This window comes from Lentisphaera araneosa HTCC2155 (assembly GCF_000170755.1).
In the GTDB taxonomy this organism is placed as follows: domain Bacteria; phylum Verrucomicrobiota; class Lentisphaeria; order Lentisphaerales; family Lentisphaeraceae; genus Lentisphaera; species Lentisphaera araneosa.
The window spans coordinates 96,162-119,323 of sequence record NZ_ABCK01000010.1 but is presented as its reverse complement, the minus strand read 5'-3'; the positions used below and the strand labels follow the sequence as shown (position 1 = coordinate 119,323).

12 protein-coding genes are annotated in these 23,162 nt (G+C 40.3%); 2 read left to right on the top strand and 10 right to left on the bottom strand.

Annotated elements, in window-relative coordinates:
* Nucleotides 1-169: 169 nt before the first annotated feature.
* The 5 genes from LNTAR_RS11755 to LNTAR_RS25630 form a co-directional block, all read right to left on the bottom strand.
* Nucleotides 170-4,561 (bottom strand): discoidin domain-containing protein, encoded by a 4,392-nt coding sequence (locus LNTAR_RS11755; protein WP_040914784.1) that lies wholly within the window; start codon nucleotides 4,559-4,561, stop codon nucleotides 170-172.
* A gap of 720 nt (nucleotides 4,562-5,281) precedes the next feature.
* Nucleotides 5,282-6,667 carry a sulfatase gene (locus LNTAR_RS11750; RefSeq protein WP_007278928.1) on the bottom strand — a complete coding sequence of 462 codons (1,386 nt, stop codon included), beginning with the start codon at nucleotides 6,665-6,667 and terminating at the stop codon, nucleotides 5,282-5,284.
* Between the two features lie 6 nt (nucleotides 6,668-6,673).
* A complete protein-coding gene (locus tag LNTAR_RS25635) occupies nucleotides 6,674-8,089 on the bottom strand; it encodes a c-type cytochrome (protein ID WP_007278927.1) in 1,416 nt (471 codons plus the stop codon).
* Nucleotides 8,090-8,176: 87 nt separating this feature from the next.
* On the bottom strand, nucleotides 8,177-9,445 hold the full coding sequence (locus LNTAR_RS11740; RefSeq protein ID WP_007278926.1) for a DUF1552 domain-containing protein: 1,269 nt from the start codon (nucleotides 9,443-9,445) through the stop codon (nucleotides 8,177-8,179).
* A 16-nt stretch (nucleotides 9,446-9,461) separates the two neighbouring features.
* Entirely contained in the window at nucleotides 9,462-12,950 is a 3,489-nt protein-coding gene (locus tag LNTAR_RS25630) for a DUF1592 domain-containing protein (RefSeq protein WP_007278925.1), read from the bottom strand.
* A gap of 381 nt (nucleotides 12,951-13,331) precedes the next feature.
* Between LNTAR_RS25630 and LNTAR_RS25625 the strand changes: the two genes are divergently transcribed.
* On the top strand, nucleotides 13,332-16,310 hold the full coding sequence (locus LNTAR_RS25625) for a DUF7133 domain-containing protein (protein ID WP_157473515.1): 2,979 nt from the start codon (nucleotides 13,332-13,334) through the stop codon (nucleotides 16,308-16,310).
* Nucleotides 16,311-16,524: 214 nt separating this feature from the next.
* The gene (locus LNTAR_RS11725) at nucleotides 16,525-18,477 is read left to right on the top strand and encodes a serine/threonine-protein kinase (RefSeq protein ID WP_007278923.1); all 1,953 of its coding nucleotides are present in this window, start codon (nucleotides 16,525-16,527) and stop codon (nucleotides 18,475-18,477) included.
* A 110-nt stretch (nucleotides 18,478-18,587) separates the two neighbouring features.
* Here LNTAR_RS11725 and LNTAR_RS11720 read toward each other — a convergent pair whose 3' ends face one another.
* The 5 genes from LNTAR_RS11720 to wecB all read right to left on the bottom strand — a co-directional run bounded on the left by LNTAR_RS11720 (nucleotide 18,588) and on the right by wecB (nucleotide 23,129).
* The gene (locus tag LNTAR_RS11720; protein ID WP_007278922.1) at nucleotides 18,588-19,166 is read right to left on the bottom strand and encodes a hypothetical protein; all 579 of its coding nucleotides are present in this window, start codon (nucleotides 19,164-19,166) and stop codon (nucleotides 18,588-18,590) included.
* Complete coding sequence (locus tag LNTAR_RS27950) at nucleotides 19,163-19,591, bottom strand: hypothetical protein (RefSeq protein WP_238527704.1); 429 nt, start codon at nucleotides 19,589-19,591, stop codon at nucleotides 19,163-19,165. The genes LNTAR_RS11720 and LNTAR_RS27950 overlap by 4 nt, the downstream gene beginning before the upstream one ends.
* Before the next feature lie 299 nt (nucleotides 19,592-19,890).
* Complete coding sequence (locus tag LNTAR_RS11710; RefSeq protein WP_007276948.1) at nucleotides 19,891-21,081, bottom strand: glycosyltransferase family 2 protein; 1,191 nt, start codon at nucleotides 21,079-21,081, stop codon at nucleotides 19,891-19,893.
* Between the two features lie 58 nt (nucleotides 21,082-21,139).
* Nucleotides 21,140-21,946, bottom strand: a complete 807-nt coding sequence (locus LNTAR_RS11705) for a TonB-dependent receptor (RefSeq protein WP_157473143.1) — start codon at nucleotides 21,944-21,946, stop codon at nucleotides 21,140-21,142.
* A gap of 28 nt (nucleotides 21,947-21,974) precedes the next feature.
* Nucleotides 21,975-23,129, bottom strand: a complete 1,155-nt coding sequence (wecB, locus tag LNTAR_RS11700) for a non-hydrolyzing UDP-N-acetylglucosamine 2-epimerase (RefSeq protein ID WP_007276912.1) — start codon at nucleotides 23,127-23,129, stop codon at nucleotides 21,975-21,977.
* Nucleotides 23,130-23,162 lie beyond the last annotated feature (33 nt).

Below are 23,162 nucleotides of genomic sequence, written 5' to 3'. Positions count from 1 at the left end.
TCCGTTCGTCGAAGGGTGTTGCCACACAGGCAATATAACATATGGGGCTCTGCCCCACACCCTGCTCAAGGAACTGCCGTACAGGCAAAAAAGTTATTGCCCGCCTGGCAAAGGCCCCTTAAGAATCTCAACGCTAGTCGCTGCGCGCCCGCGCTTAATTTCATCATTCTCATTTTTGTTCCTGTTTTTCTTTAACTAACAGTTTCTTGTCTTTGACGATAAACTGGCATTCAAGCCAAGGTGAATTCTTTTGTTTTTGAGCATTGAGGGCAAGGCTATTTTTTCCTTGTTTAGTAACAAAGGTTTTCTTTACAACTGGCAGATCTTTGATCTTATTCCAATTCAGGTCATAGACGCCAACGCTTGACCCGCCCTTGAACCAAAGGTAATGATCCGTTTTAATGCTGCCCTTGACCTGCAGACTGCCTTTTCCTATTTTGATCACGGGGTTTTTAAGTTCGCTTGGCTGCTCCACAAGTAATCTTAGGTTGGATACTTTAATATCAACATTTGTTTCTTTTGGAATTATTCCCAAGCCAAGACTTACCTGGGAAACTGAGCCATATTTCATATGTTTGGTATTGAAGCGGAAGCCCCATCGTAAATCACTCCACGATACTTCACCGCTGGGAATCACGATATCTTTTTTTCCTTTAAAATCCAAGGGGACAATGTAATCGCGATGCCCCCCGGCAGACACCTGTACCACCAGTATGGCTCCGCTTCCGTCTCCCTCTACGGTTAAACCGATTCCACGTGCACCACGCATACTTCCGCTTGCCCGCCAACTTGGGAAATTTTCGTTCTTTATGGCTTTGGACCTTTGATTGCTATAACGCAAGCGCAGAGCATTGTCTACGTCCGTAAATTGATAGTCACCAACTTGCTTGATTTGTTTAGCCTGTGGCTGCAATTTGTAACTTGGAGAAACCGGTTTCAGATGTACCCTGGGCCAGGGGCTCTTCCCAAAGGTGCCAAAACTGTGGGCACATTTCCATTTTGAATCATCGAATTTGATTTGATTCCATTCTCTCTGTGATTTTGAACTGGTCAACCAGGTCTTATCACTGAGAAAACTAAAAGCTTCTTTACTGGTCTCGATAGTTAGAGCACCAGTAAAGCAACCACCGCCATGATCGTTGCTTACCTCGGCTGCAAGGACATTATCCCCTTTTTTGAGGTATTTCTGCACGTCCACGATATGTCCCTTATCCCACCCACTAACATTGGCAACTTGATGTCCGTTTACATAAACTTGCACGGAATCATCGGCATGAAGAAACAAAAAGCCTGACACGGCTTGCTCTTTTAGGGTGAATTTTTTCCTCATCCAGCAGTTACCATGTTTAGGTTCACCACCAGCGACCCAAATATGCTTCGCGCCTTCGAGTGGGTGCCGTTTCTTTTGTAGCCCGGCTCCGATATTATAGGCGGCAATCGCATCATTTGCTTTTTCATTAATTTCTTTTCTTTTTTGAGGAGAATCAGTTTGACCATCTCCTAGTGCCGAAAGCACTCGAATAATGACTTCTGGTTCAGACTCCGGATATGGATTATTCAGTTTTAATGTGTCTCCGGATTGCAAGTATTGTCGGGGAGCGACCGGGCCAAATTCTGAACCAAGAGCCCATGGAGTTTCAATTCCCTCCCGACGCATCAATTGTTTGGGAGTTATTGCATAGCCGAGTTCAGTCTTGTCGATATCGAAAATTTCATGGGTAGCTGTTTGGGCATAAAGTACTTCTCGCTTACTTCGAATTCGTTTGCTCTGATCAGCGCTTAGTAGCTTAGTTGCTTTCTTCCAATGATTCTGTTTTTCTATAAACGTATCTGTTAAGCCGTGGCTGGAAAGAATGTCACGGGTGATACCGAACATAGGCTCATTCTTTTCCATTGAGAAGGTGCGTTTACCGGAAGCTGCAGCGCCAGACCATGTTGGGCTATTGTCATATGGCCCAGTAGACACACGAGCAATATAGTGAAGGTTCATGCCGAATTTTGAACCTTGACGGTTCTTCACAACGTTCCGGGATTTCCGGAATTTATACTCCATTTGGCTGGGCATTGGACGACCGCTAGAGCTATTGCTGGTCACCATGTGCTCAATGTTCTTATATACGTACTCGGTAAATTTATGATACCCCCAATTGTTTTCTGCAGTATGAACTTCTGCTGCATCCTGTTCGCAATGAGTTACACCGTTCTTGTTGCAGAATTCTGCATAGCGTTTGGCAAGCTCTTCGACCATATCGGTATCATTGCCGGGAATAAAGACCATACCGTATGACCTGATTAAGCCCCTTGCTTTTATCTCGGCCTTATGCGCAGAGGCTTTTGTATTGATGCTACCGCGTTGGCAGTTATTCAATTTCCAAACACCAGTGTCTGTATCGGAAAAACTCCCCACTGTTACAAACTCATCAGCAATTTGAAAGGTATTAATATTGTCCCAGGGCTGGATACTTTCAGGCCCAAACACGCCTTTTTCAATGGTTGGTAATTCTGAGCCTGGAGGTGCTTTAAAGTAAAGAGTTTTATCAGTCGCTGAAGCGGGCTTTGCCAGTGTGCCTTTGACCCAATCTGCAAGTCTGGGGTCTATCGTAGGTTTGGTATAGTCCGGATCTTCATTGGCAATAGGGCAGCTAAGAGTATGAATGGTTAAACCTATATTTTTTTCTTTTAAATACCCTGAGAAACGTTGAAAATCTTTTTCTCCATTAGGGAATATTTTAGGGTTTACGGTTAAAAAACCTCTTTTGATGGGCCAGTATTCTCCTCGCCACGTATCTGTGTGCAGGTAGATCTCTTTCATGTCGAGTTGTTCTGCCTTATCTGCAAGGTAAAAGAGGTCATCCATGGAATGAGCGGTTAGAATAAATCGGCTCCGGTCCATGTTTTTTTCCTGCCATTCTTTCATCCATTGCTTTGATCTTTCAACTGTCCACTCGCCATTTATTTTGGGGTGAGGCTGGTTTTCCTTCACCCAGATATGGTGAAGCGCTTCATCGTATTCGTCATCTGTTGTAGCATGGATAAATGCGAAACCACCACGGGGAAGATCTTTTCCTTTTGCCCACTTCCATTTCCACTTGACGTTAGTTTCTCCCGTGTGGCTTTTTCCACAATCAGTCATGTAATCGAGAGGAAACACATTGATAGCTGATTCAAGAAAACCAAAGAAACCGAAAATGGTCAAATCGCTACTATTGAAACCTTTTGTTTTCAAAATCTTAAATGCAAGGTAATGCTCTTCTGCTTTTACTTCAAAGAGCACTGCAAATGGGCCATTTTTAAGTAACAGTTTACCGTTTTTATACTTGGCATTACCAAGTCGATACTTTTCGAATGATCTTTTTTCATGATTAAATCCGCTGACTTGGAACTCAGGTAAATTCTTCTTCTTATTAATTAATTCTTTTCCGCCATACTTAAATGATGTGAATTGACCATTATTGCTGATCTCCAGCGAGTACTTACTTGTTTCTATACGAATTGGGTCTGTCTTAGCTTTTACTACTTTATTGGGTCTTGATTCTGCGGCTAACATACTTGGCTTGCTTAAAGAGATGCCATTAATTTTTAAATCATGAATAGACCACCAAACGTTATTTGAACCTGTTTGTTCAATCTTAACAAATTTGGCTTTTTTATCGATACCTTCAATTTTGGTTAATTTTTGACCTGTCCCTTTTTTTATGCTTTTACCCCAGTTTTTACCATCTTCACTGACAAAAATGCGGTACTCCCGAGGATAATCACCAGCGGATTTTCCTGCATCGAGAATGAGTGTGTTTACGAGATAAGCTGCGCTGAATTCAATGACAAGCCACATGCCTGGTTTCATGTTGGATTCGGTGGTATAACGATTGTCTTTGTCTTGGTCCAAGAGATTTTGCAAGGAACCTTCATTATTGGACGCAGTCAGCTTTACTGTAAAAGCTTTTTGTACTTTTTTATACCATTTATCTTTAAGCAACTTTGCCTTGAGATCACTCCACTTTGCTTTGCTCGGCAATTTAATACTTTGTGTGCTCGGAGTCAGTGCGAAGCTACCCATTGGAACAGTTTCACTTCTTTCCCATAACCAGGGGAGGGACACTTCTATACCTTGCTTACCCTTGTCACATTCCGTAACATAGTCGAGAGGGACTGCTTTAAGCGATGCATCACAGTTAAGTCCAAATTTCAACCAGAGCTGATTTTTCTTAGAAAGCCCTTGCACGCGCTTCAGACTAAAAACAAGTCCACCATGCTTTTCTGTGACTTCCATTGTTATGCTGATGTGGTTGTTTTTTGCTATCAAGTTGCGGCCATCGTAGCTTAGTTTATTGAGATGGATTTTTATTGGAGCAAGCCAATTGTACGCAAAACCACAGATTTCAAAGCCTTTACCAGGATCACGTACGTTGAGTAATTCTTTGCCTTTGTGGGTGAGGGACTTTGGCTTACCATCTGACGCAAATTTCATCGTCATATTTTCTGTTTTTATTTCAGTCGCATTGCCATTTGAGAAGGCTAGAAGTGTAAATGCGAGTAGTAATAAGAATTTTCTGATTTTCATTTGATCCAAATATTTTTACTTTACCTATTTTCAATAAGAAGCCTGACTTAAGCGAACGTAACAAATATTTGAAATAAATATTGTTTTTTGCTATTGAAGATGGTAGCCTTTGACTTTCTAAGCATCAGTTGATCTATGAAATAGATGACTCTATTGCATTATACGATCGCCCAAAGTGTTTCAGCTTTTAGGTGCAAGGCAGCGATAGTTAATAGCCTCCGCCGTGAGGTGGATGAAGCCACAGGCTATTTTTTTTGTGTAAAATACTTAAACTGTCCCGTGCCGTCTTAAGCTCAAGTGCTTCTATGCCAAGAGACATGAATTGTTTATTTAAGAATAGGTGAATAATTGTCTGATTTTACTCGACGCTTATTTACTATCACTGAATCTACCCCCCTAAAGAGTCCGTATTTAAACATGGTGTTTTTGTGTTCGATCTTACCATGAGATTTGAAGCAGTGGCAAATTGAACTCATATCGCCTCAGCTCCAATCATCGGCAAAGATAAAAAGTATATTCGGCCTTTCAGAGGTATGTAGTTGAGTAGCGAATGCACTCAAGATGATAAAGGTGGATAAAAGCTTTTTTAAAAGAGCTCCTAGTTGTTTTTTTAGCTAGGAGGAGTCGTTCTGAGGAGCGTAGCAAAGACTCTGTAGATTTTAAAGCTTTTTAGCTATGCAATAAAGGAAATGTTGATTTTATTGCTCATTTGAGGACTCGTTACTTTTTCTTCTTTTTATCTTTCTTATTCCCTTTTTTACCCTTTAATGGAGTCGACTCCTTGTTTGGGTCATAATCAGGGTTTTTTGAAGGCATTTGAGCATTGACTTCATTTAAATAAGTAATCATTTTTTCTTTTAGAGATGCTGTGACTTCAGGTTTTATTGAGGCCAGGTTATTTTTCTCTGAAATATCATTTCCCAGATTAAAAAGCCTAAATTCATTTGTCTCATAGAATTTGATCAGTTTCCAGTTTCCTGAGATTAATGCAGTATGAGGAGTGTCTCCTTGGTAATGGGGGAAATGAAAGACAAGTTCATTTCTTGGTCGTATGACTTTTCCCTCTAAGGGGTCTTTTAAAACTTTACTCAGATCTCCGCCTTCAAGTCCTTGTGGCAAGTTCTCAACCCCGGCCCAGTGACAAAATGTAGGATACCAGTCATAGCCCACAACTCTTTGATGACACCATGAATTTTCTTTAATTCCCGGACCTCTGACTATCATTGGAGATCTTATGCCACCTTCCCATGCATCTCCTTTGCCACCTCTGAGAATACCTTTTTTACCTCCTGCACCGTTATCGGACATGTAAATGACATAGGTTTTTTTATCAAGCCCCAGTTTGTTCAAGTGCTTAAGAACAATACCGACACCAGTATCCAGGTTTTCGGAGAGTGCTGCTCTGCCAATTTCCTTTTCATTTCCTTTAGTGGCTAATTTTTCGTATTTTTGTATGCTATCTTTCATTGCATTTTGTGGCGCGTGAAGAGCATGAAATGACATTTGGATGAAAAATGGTTTACCATCTTTTTTTGCCGACTCCATAAAATTACAGGCTCTTTTTGCCATTCCGTAAATATCGGCAGGATTTGGGTCTTTATAGTTGAACGCATATTCATTGCCGATATCCCCATCGTGGAAGTCGTAACCATGTTTGCCCGGTCCGCCTCCATTAATATGCCATTTGCCAAAGTGTGCTGTTTTGTAGCCGGCTTTTTGCAAAATTTCGCCAATTGTCGTTTCTGACTCAGAAAGTGCTTTGATATTTCTTGGTGGTAGAAGCTTAAAATTATGACTTCCTGAAATAGATTTCGCAGCCTTTGTCCAATGAAGTGCTGCTGGTGATTTACCAGTTTGCAGACTGATTCTTGTCGGAGAACATACGGGAGAGGGGGCATAAGCTGACGAAAAGCGCATGCCTTCTTTGGCCATTTTTTCTAACACCGGAGTCTGGATGTAAGAATGTTTCGATTCTTTAATCTCAGGGTGCATTTGAACAGAGAGCCCATCCCATCCCTGGTCATCAGCCATCATAAAAATAATGTTTGGCCTGTTATCTGCAATTGCAGAGATAATAAGGGAGCAAATAACTAAGAAATACTTCATGTTGATTTACCTTAAATTTTTAAGATATTCGATGACGGCGACACGGTCTTTTTCATTGAGGAGTCCCTGAAATGCCATTTTCGTTCCGGGAACTGTTTTCATTGGTGATTTTAAAAAACTGTTAAGTTTTTCAGCGGTCCATTTACCATTTTTAGCATATTCTTTTAGAGCTGTTGAATATGGATAGTTTTTTTCTGCTATAGGACTATTGAAAATACCCTTTAGGTCGGGAGCTAACTGTGAATTTTTGCTGTGGCAGGCAGCACAAAGTGTAAAGACTTTTTGACCTCTTTGATTCATGCTAAGATTTTCCATTTGTTTTGAATCCAGGACATAATTAGAACGAAGTTCCATCATTTTTTTTGATTGTAATTCGCTCATAGTTTTGCGTATTTTATGATAAGTTTGAGCTTCTATTAGGGCACATTGTATTTCTAAAATGCCAAGATCTTCGGAAAGCTTTTTAAAGGTAGTAAAGTTGAACTCAGCTGGTTTCTTTCTAAGCTTGTCTAACTCAAGGAGCAGATCATTTCTTGTGCTTAGGAATTTTTTCACCCAGGGAGTTATTTCCATGACGGCTTGATTAATAAGTTTATTTTGAGAGTCATTGAGAATTTTTGCAAATTCTTTAGAAATTTTTCCCCGGCTGGCTCCATGACCGCTTTTATGCCTTATGGATACAAATCCAAAAAACTGTGCAGGTTGTCCCAGTGGGACAACCTGATTGTCCTTCATAGTTCCGGTTAGCCAGGTAAAACATTTGGCAAATAAATCTTCGAATTGCGCTGATTGTTCTTTACTTAGAGTACCGCTTTTGATTTTCTTTTTTCGTGAACCGGAATTAGTTAAATCCGGGTTTTTGCGGAAAGCCGACAATTGTGCCCATTGTTCTTTAGTTAAACTATCTTCAAGAGCCGCGAAAGCCTTAGCTTCGAAAAGGGCGGCTTTAGAATTAAGCCAGCCAAATTCTTTAGCGAGTAAATTGAGCTGGCTCAGTTTTATTGATTCCCCTGTGTAGAGATGTGCTTCCAGTATTCTTAGAATTTGACTTCGCTTAGCCCACCACTCTTTTAAAGTCTTGTCTTCTTCTTTGACTGCTTTAAGTAGCAGAGTTCTTTGTGTAACTGTAGCCAAGTCGTAGAAAGCTCTTCCGATAGCACCTCTTTGTGCAGCTCTTCCACTGGAATATCTAAGAGATACAAATCCAAAAAACTGTGCAGTTTTACCAACAGATAATTTTTCGTTATCTGCCGGTGAACCACTTAACCATGAAAATGACTTTGAAAGCAGAGCCATCCTTATATCTTTGTCAGATCTCTCTCCACTATATTCAGTTTTATCCCAGATCACTTTTTCGTTCTTAGATTGCTGTGTAAATGCGAACTGGCAAAAGAAAAGTAAGCATAGTGTTGTTTTAGTCATCGAGTTCTCCTAAGTTCTGTTTTTAATATAAACGAACTTTAGGAGTGATTATTGTATGATCGTTATCAAATTTCTTAAAATATTATGTTAACTCAACAACTGCGGGACTCTTCCGGTACTAATGCTGAATTTATCTATGGGAATTCCTGCTTCTTGAAGAAGCGTCAGCCAGACATTTTGCAGCGGTGTATCTTTGGGCAGCATAAGGCTTTCTCCAAGTCTTAAGTTCTTGATGGCACCACCGGATAAAATTACTGGAAAGTTACGAGTCGTATGACCCGTACGAAGATTCGTGCCATAGGCCAGAAGAGTTGAGTCGTAGAGAGTTTGACCGTTGATATCTTTGGTTGATTTCAGTTTGTCTATAAAGTAGCTGAGAAGCTCCATTTTTTTAGCGTCCAGTTGTTTGGCGGTCTCAAGTCTTTCTCCATGGCCATAGTGTGATAGAGCATGAGGTCCGAGTTTACTGCCCATACTGCGTAGCAGAGCCGTTTGTGGCATCATGTAAGTGGCAATGTTTGTCTGACCTGTTTGCATGGCAAGAACGATCATATCGAACATAAGTTTAACTTCCATTTCTCCATCCATATCAGCGGGATATTCAAAAGGAGCCTGCGGTTTTGGGGTCTTTAACCAGAACGTTTGCCTCTTTAGCTTATTCTCAATATCTCTGACGCCATCGAAATATCCTTGCAGCTTTTCTTGGTCGGCTTTGGCGATTCGGCGCGAGATATTTTTTTGATCGAGTTTGACCACATCCAGTATGCTGCCTTTATGGTTTATTCTGTGTCTTATTTGTTCTGCATTTTCATTTGAAGAGAACAGTTTCCTATACAAATCTAGGCTGTTAATGATCCCTGGTATTTTCGTACCTTTTTTGTCTATGGATAGGGATACGGCTATAGCCCCATGACCGTTTCGATCATCTGTAGAAAGCACTAAACTTTTGTAGCGGACATCTTCAGAAAGGTATTCAGCTGCAAGTTGGTCACAAGAAATGGTATTTTTCATTTTATAGGGATGGCTATAAGGAGCCCCCGTCAGAAAGGTTAAACTGCCTTCATGGGCCGAGCTATGGCCGAGATTTACCAAGTTGCCGAGCAGGGAGATGTCATTTTTATGCTTTTCCAATGGAGCCAAACCTTCAGTGAGGCCGATATCGGAGAAGCGCCCCGCTTTAGTGGGATAAAAGCTTTTTTCAACGAATCCGAAGCCCCTGCTCAGAAAGATCATTTTGGTATTGTTATTTGTAGAGCTAACTTTTTGTTTGGCAAAAGTATCAAGGCAAGGAAGTGCCAAGAAAGCGCTTGAGGACTTTAAAAAAGAACGGCGTGAAAAGTTAATTATTTGACTCATCTAAGAACCTCAAGGATTATTTTTTTGAAAATATTGGGGAATTAATGACTTCGTAAAGCAATTCCTGAAGGAGAAAATTACTGACTTGTAGATCATTTAAGGACTGATGGATTTCGTCTTGATCGATAAATTCAATTTCGCGGCCAATTCCGTATGAAAGTAAAGATGAGTAGATTGACTCGGCAAGTCTGCGCTTATTTTTCATGAGGCTCTTTTTAAGACCTCTGGAATCAGTATATTCCTCACCGCTGGGCAAATAGCCGGTGGCATCGACAGGCACTTCTTCGAGGCCTTCATTTCCTTCTGGCATGAAAGGGCTGTCTGACTGGCGTATATCATCTACGAGAATGTGCATGCCTTGAAGGCGATTCCCACTACCGCGAGTACGTTTATCATCATCGATAATTTTTATTTGAACTTTTTGGGCTAGCAATTTTCTGACATCAAAAGTTCTTGGAACCCAGCCTTCACTGCCGTAGATAGTATCTATGACCTTATGATTTTGTATGAGTTGCACTGAAAGGTATTTACTCTTTTTCCCCGAAACACGCAGGTTAATATATTTATGCGTAATACGAAATTCGGGTGAAGTCAGAGTTCCTATGGCGTTTTTCGTTCCAGAGTGAGAGCTCGCAACAGTCCCAGTGAAATCCCGCCAATGAACGTTTGCGGGTTTATCGCCAAAGGCAGTGCCAGTTACTTTCCAGTCTTCAAAGTCCTTTCCCTCAAAATTGCCAATAATTACATCTTCTTTGACTTTATAATTGGCGAGGAATACTTCATCTAGAGCGATGTTTCCATTGAGAATTCGCAATCCATCTCCACTGCCGCCACTGTTTTCGTCGACAATTCTAAGTTGTGCTTTTTTGCCTTTATATTCACTGAGGTCAAAATAATTAGATTTCAAATGAGTACTATTACCTAAAGCGACGTCGACGACCTCATTTTCCACCATTAGTTCGAGTCGTACTTTATTGTCCTTACAGCCTGCGATGAGAAAATTACAATACTTGTGATCTATGATAAATTCAGGAGACGTCAGGGTTCCGACACTGCGGCCGGTAGTTATTGCCAGGCCTTTATTAACCCAGTATTTTATGGGGCTGCTGTTGTGTCCAACTTCTCGTTTTGGTAAGAATGCATCGCCTTTAGCATGCCATTTTGTATAGTCATCGCCTTCAAAGTCACCGAGCATCACCCGGTCTTTTTCATTGACCCACTCAGTCGTTCTAAATTGCCCCAGATAATCAAAATTTTCGAGGCCCAGTCCGATGGGATCTATGCGGTCATGGCAGGAGGCACATTGGGGTGTGTTTTGGTGCAATTCGACTAATTCTCTGACCGTTGCTGAATTGTTGAGTTCGCTACTAATCATCGGCACATTTGGCGGTGGCAAGGGCGGTGGATTGTGAAGAAAAGTCTCGCGCAGCATAGTTCCTCGTATAGTCGGTGAAGTTCGGCCATTTGTGCTCCCCATTACTAGAAACGCCGCTTGTGTCAGTAGGCCACCGCGTGGGTGATCTTGGGGAAGTTCTACCTTTTGGAATTCATTGATATCGGCCTGAATACCGTAGTGTTTAGCCAAAACGTGATCGACAACGACAAAGTCGGCATCGATAAGCTCATCGACTGGTTTGTTGTGGCGCACTAAGTATTTGAAGTATTCCGCGGGTTCTTGGCGCGCTGACGCTCTAAAGCCGGACTTCTCCAGTTCATCCGGAATATCTGTCTCATCGTAACGGATCATTCCCAACCATTGATTAATAAAACTTTCCAGAGAGCTTTCAGCTTTGCTGGATTGCAGCATTCTGTACATTTGCTTTTTGCGAATGGCCGGATCGTTAAGTTTCCCTTCTTTGGCGAGTTTATAAAGCTCCTCATCAGGAGGTGAGCTCCATAAAAAATTAGCTAGTCTTATGGCGTACTCATGTTGATTTAAAAGAGCGGATTTCTCTATGCTTTTTTCCTTAATGTAGAGGAAGGAAGGACTGGAGATAATGATCGAAAATGGTTCTACAAGGGCGGCTAATACATCTTTGCCACTTTCTTTGTTTGTTTTATAAATGGACATGAGGCCATTTAGGTATGAGGGGTCAAAGCCCTGGTAGCGAAAGGCTTTTTCGGCAAAGGTGCGCAAAATTCGGGCAATGTCTTGTTCGCTTGGGTTTTTCTTAGGTAAACTTTTGATAAGATCGTGAAAAAGACTATCTTCTTTGATTGGCCCCTCTCGTAGAATTTCAGCAATATAAGCCCCTTTGGCTCGTCCGACTTCTATATTTATTATATGACCGTTATGACTTTTTTTAGTTTGATGAAAAATCTCAAACTTTTGTTTTTCACCTTTTTTTGCTTTGAGGTCGAGCCAGCCAATAATTTCAGGTGTTCCAGGAACATTGGGATCACTCATGGTTATTTTGGCTTTGACGTCTTCTTCGCTGTAAGCTTGAATAGTGAACTTATAGCGATGGCCACCGCGGACATCTTTAAATAAGTGATTAAAGGCCTCTACATTAGGGTTTGAATCCCACTTTTTGTGTTTAGGCCTGGTCGCTCGCCAACCTCTGTGGAAGGTATCGATATTTGTCCTAACAATCCATTTGCCAAGTTCTAGGTAATTCTCGATATCATTATATGAAAATTGCTGATTAGAGCCGTTGGTATCGAAGCCCACTGCTATATCATCTGGCATAAAGTTATCCGCTAAGTAAAAACCAAAAAGATCTTTAATGTTGTTGCGGTATTCTCTTTTGTTGAGGTGGCGCATTTTTATGACGCCACCAGTTTGAATATCTTTTTTGTAAGCTTGGCTCAGTTTTTCGGTGATTGTCGCAATTGCCATCATTAGCTCTTTATCCTGTGGTTGGTCGGCCTTCCTAGGGGGCATCTCACTCAGGTTGAGCGCATCAAGAATATTTTGCCAGTTTTCAACTGATGAGTGTTCTTTTAAATCGTAATCGAGGTTATCCAACCTTTGATTGCCTTTTTGCTTTTCTGCATTGTGACAGTCGGTGCAATACTTGTTTATGAAGGGTTCGATTTCGGTCAGTGATTTTAAGTTTGTCTGTATTTCTTGATCGGCATGAAAGTTTTTTTCTATTGAGGCTTGATGAATTTCAGTATCTTGAGGATCTGATACAATTAAGAAGTAAGCAACAATAGCTAAGCCCGCAAAAATAAAGGTAGAAAAGACAGCATATTTAGAGGAGCTTTTTTTCTTGTCATTTGCTGATTTAGGGGGCGTGCTCCTTTTCTTCCGGTTGACGGCGGTGAATTTTTTTGTCCTCTTCCTCGGACTTGACTCTGGCTGTGCGTTTATTTTTTTGTCGAGGGATTTTTCAGCACTTGCACATGGCTCATCACTATTTTCTAATTCAGTAAGTTCGCAACAGTCATTTGAAACCGCAATTGAAATGAGTTTCCCACATGAAGGGCAATCAAGTTCGCAACCGTAAAGTTCTCGAGGGGCATCGAGTTTTTGTTGGCAATATTTACAAAAAAATTTCATTATGTATCTAATTGTTCAGCAAGATTAAGGTTGAATTTATAAAAATAAACAAGAGGAGATTTGTCTGCGAGCGTAACAAGTATTTGAAATAAATATTATTTTTTAGGCTTTGAAGCAATCATCATGAGCTGAGCTTCGAATTGTGAAGGAAGGGTAGAGCTCTAGCTAATTAACTTGTCTGATGCCATGAGCTTAAACGATAACATGCCGACTGCATTAAAATTGACATTTCTCAATCTAGATACTGGCCGAAGTAGTAGCTCAGTGATTCAACTTACAGATTAACTTTTATGAAGATCTAAGTTTTTTCTAAAACTTGTTACAGTGCCGAGAATATTTACTCTTATTATAAATAATGTAAAAATATAACTAGGCCTATTCATGAATAGAATTCTCTTCTCCGTATTGCTTGGAGTCTCAATGTATGGACGATCTGCTGATCTTCAAAAAACTCGTTTCTCTAATGAAACTCAAACGCCTTCACCTGCGGTCATTGCAGCGTCGCCTTATGGAGATGTTTTTGTTGGATTAGACTTGCAGGGCTCATTGGGTAAAAAGATAAATATGGGATCCATTAAACGTCTAAGGGATAATGATAATGATGGTGTTGCTGAAGAAGTAAGTCATTATGTTAGCGTTGATAACCCGCGTGGAATTGTTTCCATTGGAAATAAATTGATTGTTCTTCACTGTACTCAGAAAGACGGTAAAGTTTATGGTCAGGACATATCTGTTTTTACAGATGCAAATGACGATGGTGTGGCTGATGGTCCTGGAAAGGTCTTAGTTAAAGGCATTGGTAATCCGAAATTCATACAGAGTCGTGGTGCCGATCATTGTACAAATAATATTCGTCTAGGTATCGATGGCTGGCTTTATATTTCTGTAGGTGATTTTGGTTTTGTTGACGCCGAGGGAACGGATGGCAAAAAGCTTACATGTTATGGTGGGGGTGTCGCTCGTGTTAGACCCGATGGTACGGAACTGGAAATGTTTATTCACGGAACGAGAAATGTCTACGACGTGGCCATAGATCCTTTTATGAATGTTTTTTCAAGAGAGAACACGAACGATGGTGTTGGCTGGTGGGTCCGATTTACTCATTACATCCAATCGGGAGAATATGGCTACCCTTGTCTCTATAAAAACTTTATCGATGAAATGATTCCGGCTCTTGGTATGTATGGTGGTGGCTCTGGCACTGGGGCACTTTTTCTTCAGGAACCTTCCTGGCCAGCAAAATATAATAACAAAGCTTTAATGGCTGATTGGGGACGCTCCCAGATAATTATTCACGAAGTCACTCCCGACGGGCCAAGCTTCACCAATGAACCTAAAAAATTTCTAGAAGTTCCTCAGGTTGCAGATCTAGACGTAGATGCTTCCGGGCGTATGTACGTGGCCGCTTGGGCAGGTGCGGGTTACCAAGGCAGTTCTAGCAAGGGCTACGTAGAGCGTTATGTGCCTGTAGGCTGGCAGTACAAGGAGTTTCCTTCTTTAACAAAAAATTCTAATGATCAGCTACTTGACCTGATTAATTCTGAAAGTGCGACGGCACGTGTTTATGCGCAGCAGGAAATTTTGCGAAGAAATGATACTTCCATGAGCAATGATTTAATTAAGTTAGCGTACAGTGCAAATACTCTCGAAGCACGAGTTGCCGCTGTGTATACTTTGGCCCAGTTAGCAAAAGCATCAGCTTTTCCTGCACTGGAAAAACTTGCAAAAGATCCGCTACTTCGAGAACATGCGATTCGTCTGCTTGGAGACCGCAAGAGTTTTAATCAATCAGCTAATATAAAAGTTGTGGTTCAATACTTGAATGATTCGAATCCTCGCGTTCGTGTGGCTGCTAGTGTTGCACTGGGTAGAATGAATAATGTGGCTGCAGCTAAAGAACTCCTTGCCATGGCCATAGCTCCGAAGTCAAAGGCTGCCCCAAAAGACGAAAATGCAGATCAGGTCAGTAAGTTCACCTCTGAAAAAGTTGATCCCAATAATTCACTTGTCGATATAGAATTTGATATTAGTGAGTTCAAGTCTCTTACACTCACGATCGACAGTCTTGACTGGGATACCGGCGATCATGCCGCCTGGGTGAATCCTGTTGTTGTCCTAAAAAATGGTAAGGAAATTGATTTAACCAAAGTAAAATGGCAAGAGGCTAAAGGTTCTTGGGGTAAAACTCTAGTTAATAAAGACTGCCAGGGTAATGCACTTCAGAACCTTAAAGGTGAAGCTCTGAAGGGAATCGGTACTCATGCGACATCCAATATTGTTTATACTCTCCCTCAAGATGCGGTGACCTTCAAAGCTCAAGGGACGATAACAAAAGGTGCGAGTAGTAGCGCATCCTTTAAATTCATCGTAAGCGAAAAGATAAAGAAGGAGGGACCCGTTAAGTCAGGGACTAAGTGTTCAAATCCGAATCCTGATATGATTGTTCCTCACGTCGCGCGTCAGGCTTTGGTAAACTTAGGTGCCCATGACCTGGTCATAGATGCTTTAAATAGTGGGGATAGCAAACTGCAGAAGAGTGCACTCGGTGTTATGAAGTTTATGCATCATAAAAAAGTCATTGACGCTCTTGAAGGAGCTTATAATCAAGCTAACTCTCAGCTCAAAAAGGATATTATTTCAACTCTGATGCGACTTCAGCAAAAAGATGTTGACTGGGATGGCAGTACTTGGTGGAGCACTCGTCCCGATCCGACGGGTCCATATTTTGAGCCAAGTAATTGGGAACAGTCGACGCGTATTGCAGGTATTATAAAACTTCATTTAGCCTCTTTATCTGCAAGTGAAAAGGCTGTAGCCCTCAAGGCGGTAGAGAAAAATCGTTGTAACCTGGATGGCAAAGTTAAAGTTGCAGATGCTAAACCAAAAAAGCTTGGAGATATCAAAATCGCAGATTCTGCGATAGAAGATATTGTTATCTACATCGATAAAAATAAAGGTGATGCGAAGAAAGGTGCGCAAATTATTAATACCGTGGGTTGTATCAGTTGTCATAATACGGCTCCAGGTATGACGGTTAAGGGGCCGGATCTAAGTAAACTAAGTCACCTCAGTAAAGCTGATCTGGCAGAATCTATTATTAAGCCAGGTGCGAGCATCGCAAAAAGTTGGGTCAACCTAAGTTTAAAAGATGGATCAGTTTATATGGGCACGATTGTTAAAGAATCCAAGAGCGAAATCATTCTTCACAATATTGCTGGTGTGCCAAGGAAAATTGCCACATCACAAGTGGAGAAACGCGAGTCGGGGCTCAATATGATGTCGGTTCACTTAACTGATGGCCTAAGCCTCCAGCAATTCACTGATCTTATTGCTTATCTGCAGTCTTTTAGTGAAAAGTAAAATGAACCCAGAGCGTAAGCTTATGTATGCTATGTTTACTAAGGGGGGAATTAACTGGAAAACAGAGCTTCACCTCACTCGATGTGAGGGGTATCAATTGTATTTCGGCTTAGCGATTTTCACTTATGAGTGAAGTACAGGCTTGATTTATGAAGTTTGTACAATGATTGTAGGATTAATTTTAGATAACTGACAAGTTAAAGGATAAGGCTCATTGAACGAAAGGCGTGACAATTTAGAAGACTTTTTTGATGAAGTCATCAATGGCGATGATTGTTCAGCTTCGATTCTCAATTCTATACTGGACTGTAATCAGCGTTACACTGGTTTTGATTTTTACGAAGAGGGTGGTAGTAAAGCCATTTTTAAAGCTCAGGATCAAATGACTCAGCGTCAGGTGGCCTTTGCTAAACTGAAGGGTAGTGCGACTAAAGGACAAACAGAAAACTTTCTCCGTGAAGCGCGAATCAATGCCTTGCTTCAGCATCCCAATATTGTACCTGTCTATGATATAGGGATTAATGAAGATGAACCCTTTTTCGCAATGAAGTTTGTCCATGGTAGAACTTTGGCGGATATCATTCGCTCTTTGCGTAAAAATGAGAGTGCAACTTCCGCAGAGTATAGTCGAACAGAGCTGATTGATATCTTTTTAAAAATTTGTGATGCCACTAGTTACGCTCATTCCAACGGGGTTTTACACCTCGATTTAAAACCTGAGAATATAAGAATCGATAATTTTGGCGATGTGCAGCTTTGTGATTGGGGCTTAGCAAGATTGATTGATGGTTCGGATAAAATTACTGATGAATTTGGCTCGCTTGAACAGTATTCCATCAACCAAGAAGATATGAATAAATTGACTGTTGATGGATATATTAAGGGAACACCTGGCTTCATGGCTCCAGAGCAAGCAGGCAGTACTGAAGATCGTAAAGGTATCCCCACAGATGTTTACTCCCTGGGAGTCATTTTATATTATATCCTTTCTTACAAACAAGCTTTTCGAGGGGATATCAATGCGATTATAGCTAAAACCCTAGAGGGTGATTTTTGCAAACCTTCAGTTCATCGAGAAAATATCCCTAAGGCACTGGAATCGATCTGTCTCAAGGCAATGAGCTTGAGAGCTGTAGATCGCTATAATTCTGTAAGTACTATGAAAGATGATATTTTGTCCTACCGAAATGGCTACCTAACAAGTGCTGAAGAAAAAGGGCTATGGAAGGTTTTCTCTTTGTTCATTAAACGCAATATAGCCGTTAGTTTCAGCTTATTAGCCAGTTTTATTTTAATATTAATTTTATCATTCGCCTATGTTGATTCACTCAAAAACGAGCGAGATAAAGCCAATAAGGCCTTAGCTTTAGCTCAAGAGGAAAAAGAGAAGCGTCAGTACCTCAGTGACCTTGGGGTTGATTTTTTCATCAAACAAGCCAAACAAATGGTAGTTTTTCACTCTTTTGAAGAAGCGGAAAAGGTTATTGAACAAATACCCGAAAGCGAATTTACTGAAGCTCAGAAAATACAGGTGAGAGACTTGTTTGGACGAGTCGCATTTTATCGGCAGCAATACAATAAAGCTCTTACGTTGTTAGAGGGAACCAAAGAACGAAATAATAAATTTTTGCTCACGATGGCGAGAAAGTATGCAAAAAGAAAATCTTCTGATCAAGTTTTGCTCAAAGGCGATGATTTTGTTGAATTGTTAGGTGAATTGGAAGCATTCAATATACAGCATGCCTGGAGTTCTTATGAATATGAAATTCTCCATTACTCGGATATTTATGAGCATATCAAGGCCGTAGAGAAAATGATTCATGTTAAAAATAACAGTGTTGAAAATCTAAATATAAAACTCACAGAAAAAGAGGGTAAGTATTTTTTAGATTTATCCAATAATCCAGATGTGCACAGTGTCGTAGGGATTCGCAGTATGCCTCTCACAGGTTTGAACCTTTCGGGAAGTGGAATCAAGGATTTTAGAATGGCACTTCTCAAGGACTTGCCCCTGGAAGAACTTGATGTCAGCCATTGCAGGTTGACTGATTATGGTTTTTTGATGCATTATAAAAACTTAAAAAAAATAACTGTAAGTGCCAAAGAGTCTCAATACCCATCCTTTATCAAGTACGCAAAAGGTTTAGAAGTTATAATTCGCCAATAATTTGAGTTTATTCTTTTGAAAAAGCTAACTAAAAGATTGTTTAGTAGCGCAATTTTTGTTTCGTAGCGATTTAAAGTTGTTTTATTTCAGGTTATAAAATCATAAGCTTCTTACAGTTTTGAATTGAGGAAGAGCTGATACTTTTTAAACTCATTTTCATTTATAAGCTCTTTGATTTTATTATCTCGCGCAGTTTTTTCAGCGTTCATGTCGATGTTCTCCTGAGCAGCAACTTTATCGAATATATTCATGTGGTGATCAAATAAAACCTCATAGACTTCTAATGATTTTTCATCATCAAGGCCCATGAGAAATGGTGTGTATTTCTTCAAAACATTTTTTTCAATAGATTGACTGACTTTTCTCAACTCGTCAATATTTTCATTGTGAACTTTAGTTTGTTCACTAATGTCAACAGCCTCTATTCTTGGAGTGCTGATTTCACCTCTTATTTTTACTCTTGGCTTTTTTTCTTCAAGACGAGCTTCAGCTTCTATGATTGAAGGTGTTTCTTTAAGTGCTTTGCTCATTCTTAAAGCTGGTTTTTCTTTTTCTTTCAAGTCTTTTTTGTTCGTTTTAATTTCTTTTATTTGAGGCTCAATTTCTTCGTGTTGATTATTGTGATTTGAAATAAAAAAAGCAGCTAATGCAGCAATTACACATAAGGCGATACCAATAGACTTGGTCATGCTTGAATTTCCTGCACACTTGAATCATCATCCAAGTTATCGTAGTCATTAAAGATGTGACAAAGGTTGACCAAGGAGAGCCACATGGGCAGATAAATTGAAAGTGCAATACAAGTAATAAAATATAAACTAGAGTACAAATAATGAGCCAGGTACTGTGAAATTACAAAGGCCAAAATATTACTCAAGCTAGCAAAAAGATACAATCTTAATAGGTGAATTATTACTTGTCGTTTGAAAAAATAAATAGACGAAAAAATCATGGCTATAACAAAAGCAATAAAAATAATAGTTTGACTAAAGAAATAATAATAGCCAAATTGCTTTACAAGTTCGGGTTGAATCATGTCTTTTAGGCCCGCAAGTAAAATAATAATCATGACAAAGCTCAAAACTGGGTAAAATAATGAGTCTTTTTTATTCAATGTGAGCCACCTTAAAGTTAGCAAAAAAGCCATCATAACAAGTCCCGTGACCCAGGTTTTTGTTTGTGGGTCAACAAGAAGATTAGACATATGATTTTTGGGGCTGAATTGTAAGCTAAAATAAAAAATTATTGAGCCAAACAAAAGGACTAAGCCATGTGTAAAGGTAATTTTTTTTATGCAAATAAGTTTTTGTTTTTCGTCTAAGTTGAGCCGACTGCAATGATTAAATTTTTTCAAAAGGCTATGCTGAGAAAACTGAATCATGAGATACAGACAAGCAATTAATATAAAAACAATCATGAGATAGCCTTTTTCCTATACCTAAGTGTTTTATCCCAGCTCAAAGATTTTTTAAGTCCCAGCTTTTCAATAGGCAACAAAAGAAGGGCATGAGTGGAAGCTAGCATACTAATTGTAGACGATACAAAAATATAGGGAATGTAGCGAATACAATGAGGTTGCCGATCTTTGATGCAAGCGGCAAACATTTGAAAGAAAGGACTGAAATTGCCAAATCCACAAAACAATAAAAATAAAGTAATGAGGGAAGCTGACATATTCACGCTTATATTACCAAATAAAAAAGCTACAATGGATAAAACCAGTAATGCCGCTGGAGCTGCATAAATAGTCAGCAACAGGAGCGCGTCCAGTTTTCTCAACAGATTTTTATCCGTATGCATGAGTGTTGGAATAAAGTGCTTAATCATACAGTCATTGTGACCATAAGCCCAGCGACGCACTTGCTTGTACCTAGCCTGCCAGGTTTCCGGCGTTTCTTCGAAGCAGGCTGCCGCATTGAGATATTTGATTTTGTAGCCATTGAGATAAAGCTTGTAGGTCAAGTCAGTATCTTCTGTGAGGGTTCGAGTGTCCCATCCCCCTACGTCTTCTAATGCACTCAATCGAATACCTCCAGTAGTACCACCAAATTGCGGTAGCAGATCAAAATGATTTCTTACATTTTGGTCGATTGCATAACCTGAGCGTCTTTCCAAATCAATGAGTTTCGTCATAATATTGGCATTGGCGTTGTAGGTAACAACTCGCCCCATCGTGGCGCCAACCTCAGGATCTTTGAAAGGATTTATGAGGCGTTTAATCAAATCTGCTTGAGGAAGGTAATCAGCATCAAAGATCACAATGATTTCTGACTTCAGGGTCGCAATAATCTCTTTCATGGCTGCAGCTTTACCCGGCTCGGCGCTCATGGGGCGGTGGTGAGCTCGAATATGACTTTTGGGGTTTTTGCGTAAGAAATTATCGATTAAATCTTTGGTACCATCACTGGAGCGATCATTGAGAATAATTACCTCCAATTGGTCTTTTTTATAATCTAGTTTATTCATACATTCTAGGCAACCTTCGATAACAGCCTCTTCATTATGTGCCGGAACAAGAACGGAAACCTTTGGGTTGTACTCCTCATCAATTTCCAATCCCTCATCAATGTTTTTTTCATTATTTGAGAGAGTATAAAAAGTCATGAATAAGGACCTAAGTAAAATGAGCCCCACTAGAATATAGATAAAAAAGAATATCATTTCAAAACAACCATGTAGCGCTTATCAAGATTGAATGGGAGTGATAGGACTCCACATCTGTATATGCATACTCAACGCCAAGCTCCAGGTCTTTTTTAAGGAACTTTCCTGCTTCTAAACTAAAGCCCCAGATATCTTGCTTCACCTCGGTGATTTTATCCACTACAGAAATATAATTTGATTTGCCAATGAGAAGTTCACCACCTAAACGCCAATCATGTATCTTGCCATAGCTATAATGCGCACTTGCGCTGTAGCCAGTTTTACTGTCTTGATCAAGGTATTCGGGTGTGATATTAATTTGCCCCACAGAGAAATATTCGTGCTGAGCAGTGAAATACTGGACAAGATCCATACTCAAAAGCGAGATGGACTGATTATTACGAAAACGTTTATTGCGGTATGTGGCCCTGTAGACACGACTTACTTTATCGTCATAAACGATTCCAGTCGCCCAGTTATGCTTGGGGATGTCATTACCTTCACTTCCTAAAAATAAATCACCATAGAGGCTCCAATGACCATCAATTTTGTATTCCGCAAAAGCTCCACCGCCAATGGCCTGATCATAGAAATCTGTGTAAAATACTTCAGCTCCCAGTTTCCACTGCTCGCCAAGACTCATTCGAGCTAAAACACTGTAATTATTGACATCATCCAAGCCGTCACTTAAGTCAACATAGTTATAGCCTAACCGAATTGATTCTAGGCTTAGTTCAGGGCCTTTTTCTATTGAGTAATAACGTTCCCCATCATACTTAAATTTTTTACCGTTTTGCTGGGCATTGAGGGCTGTTGCCATACTCATAAGGGTCAGCCCAATTAATAATTTCTTGCTAAACATTTGCTACCTCTTTTCTTTTGGCTAAAATTATATCTAAAATTCGTTTGCTGGCAGTTCCATCGCCATAGGGATTGTGAGCTCGGCTCATTTTTTCATAGAGTTTGGAGTCATCAATCAGCTGCTGAGTTTCCTTAACTAAAGCGTCGACTTCAGTACCCACAAGTTTAACCGTTCCGGCCTTTACAGCCTCAGGTCTCTCGGTTGTATCGCGCATCACTAGAACGGGCTTACCTAGACTTGGAGCCTCCTCCTGAATCCCACCTGAGTCGCTCATGATTAGCAAACAATTATCCATGAGGTAGATAAAGGGTTCGTAATCCTGAGGTGCAATCAGATGTATATTGGATACGCCCGTGAGCAGCTGTTCTACTGGTTTTTTTACATTGGGATTGAGATGTACTGGGTAGACAAAATCAATATTGGGATTGCGCTTGGCAAGATCTTTAAGTGCCAGACATATATTTTCAAAACCCTGACCAAAATTCTCTCTCCTATGACCTGTAACTAAAATGAATTTCCTAGCTGTATCAAGGTCATACCCAGATTTGTAAATAGCTTGATGACAGCCCTGGTTCAGTTCGAGGTCATTGCGTATTTTCTCTACTTTGAATAGTAGGGCATCGATAACCGTGTTACCCGTGACATAAATCTTTTCACGATCCACACCTTCTTTCATCAAGTTCATGGCAGCTTCTTCGGTGGGAGCGAAATGATAGCTGGCAATTCTACCCGTTAATTGGCGGTTAATTTCTTCAGGCCAGGGGCTGTAGATATTATGAGTCCGCAAGCCGGCCTCAACATGACCAACGGGAATTTGCTCGTAATATGCAGCTAAAGATGCCGCCATTGTGGTTGTAGTATCACCATGGACTAAAACTAAATCAGGTTTGAAGTCATGAAGAACTGGCTTGAGTTCCATCACAACATCAGAAGTAATGCTATTTAAATTTTGACCCGCACGCATGAGGTCTAAATCATAATCTGCTTTTAAACCGAAGGAAGTCATTACTTGATCGAGCATTTCACGATGCTGAGCCGTGACACAGATTTTTACTTTCAGGTGCGCAGATTTTTTTAGTTCCAGTGCCAAGGGAGCCATTTTTATTGCTTCAGGACGAGTCCCGAATACCAGTAATATTTTTCTCATTTTATCTCCTTGTTTCCATCTTGTGTAAACAGA

Excerpts from the sequence above, each read along its gene's own strand:
- LNTAR_RS25630 (WP_007278925.1), bottom strand. The coding sequence starts at position 12,950 with ATGAAATTTTTTTGTAAATATTGCCAACAAAAACTCGATGCCCCTCGA.
- LNTAR_RS11740 (WP_007278926.1), bottom strand. The coding sequence starts at position 9,445 with ATGAGTCAAATAATTAACTTTTCACGCCGTTCTTTTTTAAAGTCCTCA.
- LNTAR_RS11755 (WP_040914784.1), bottom strand. The coding sequence starts at position 4,561 with ATGAAAATCAGAAAATTCTTATTACTACTCGCATTTACACTTCTAGCC.
- LNTAR_RS25635 (WP_007278927.1), bottom strand. The coding sequence starts at position 8,089 with ATGACTAAAACAACACTATGCTTACTTTTCTTTTGCCAGTTCGCATTT.
- LNTAR_RS11750 (WP_007278928.1), bottom strand. The coding sequence starts at position 6,667 with ATGAAGTATTTCTTAGTTATTTGCTCCCTTATTATCTCTGCAATTGCA.
- LNTAR_RS25625 (WP_157473515.1), top strand. The coding sequence starts at position 13,332 with ATGAATAGAATTCTCTTCTCCGTATTGCTTGGAGTCTCAATGTATGGA.
- LNTAR_RS11720 (WP_007278922.1), bottom strand. The coding sequence starts at position 19,166 with ATGACCAAGTCTATTGGTATCGCCTTATGTGTAATTGCTGCATTAGCT.
- LNTAR_RS11710 (WP_007276948.1), bottom strand. The coding sequence starts at position 21,081 with ATGACTTTTTATACTCTCTCAAATAATGAAAAAAACATTGATGAGGGA.
- LNTAR_RS11705 (WP_157473143.1), bottom strand. The coding sequence starts at position 21,946 with ATGAGTATGGCAACAGCCCTCAATGCCCAGCAAAACGGTAAAAAATTT.
- wecB (WP_007276912.1), bottom strand. The coding sequence starts at position 23,129 with ATGAGAAAAATATTACTGGTATTCGGGACTCGTCCTGAAGCAATAAAA.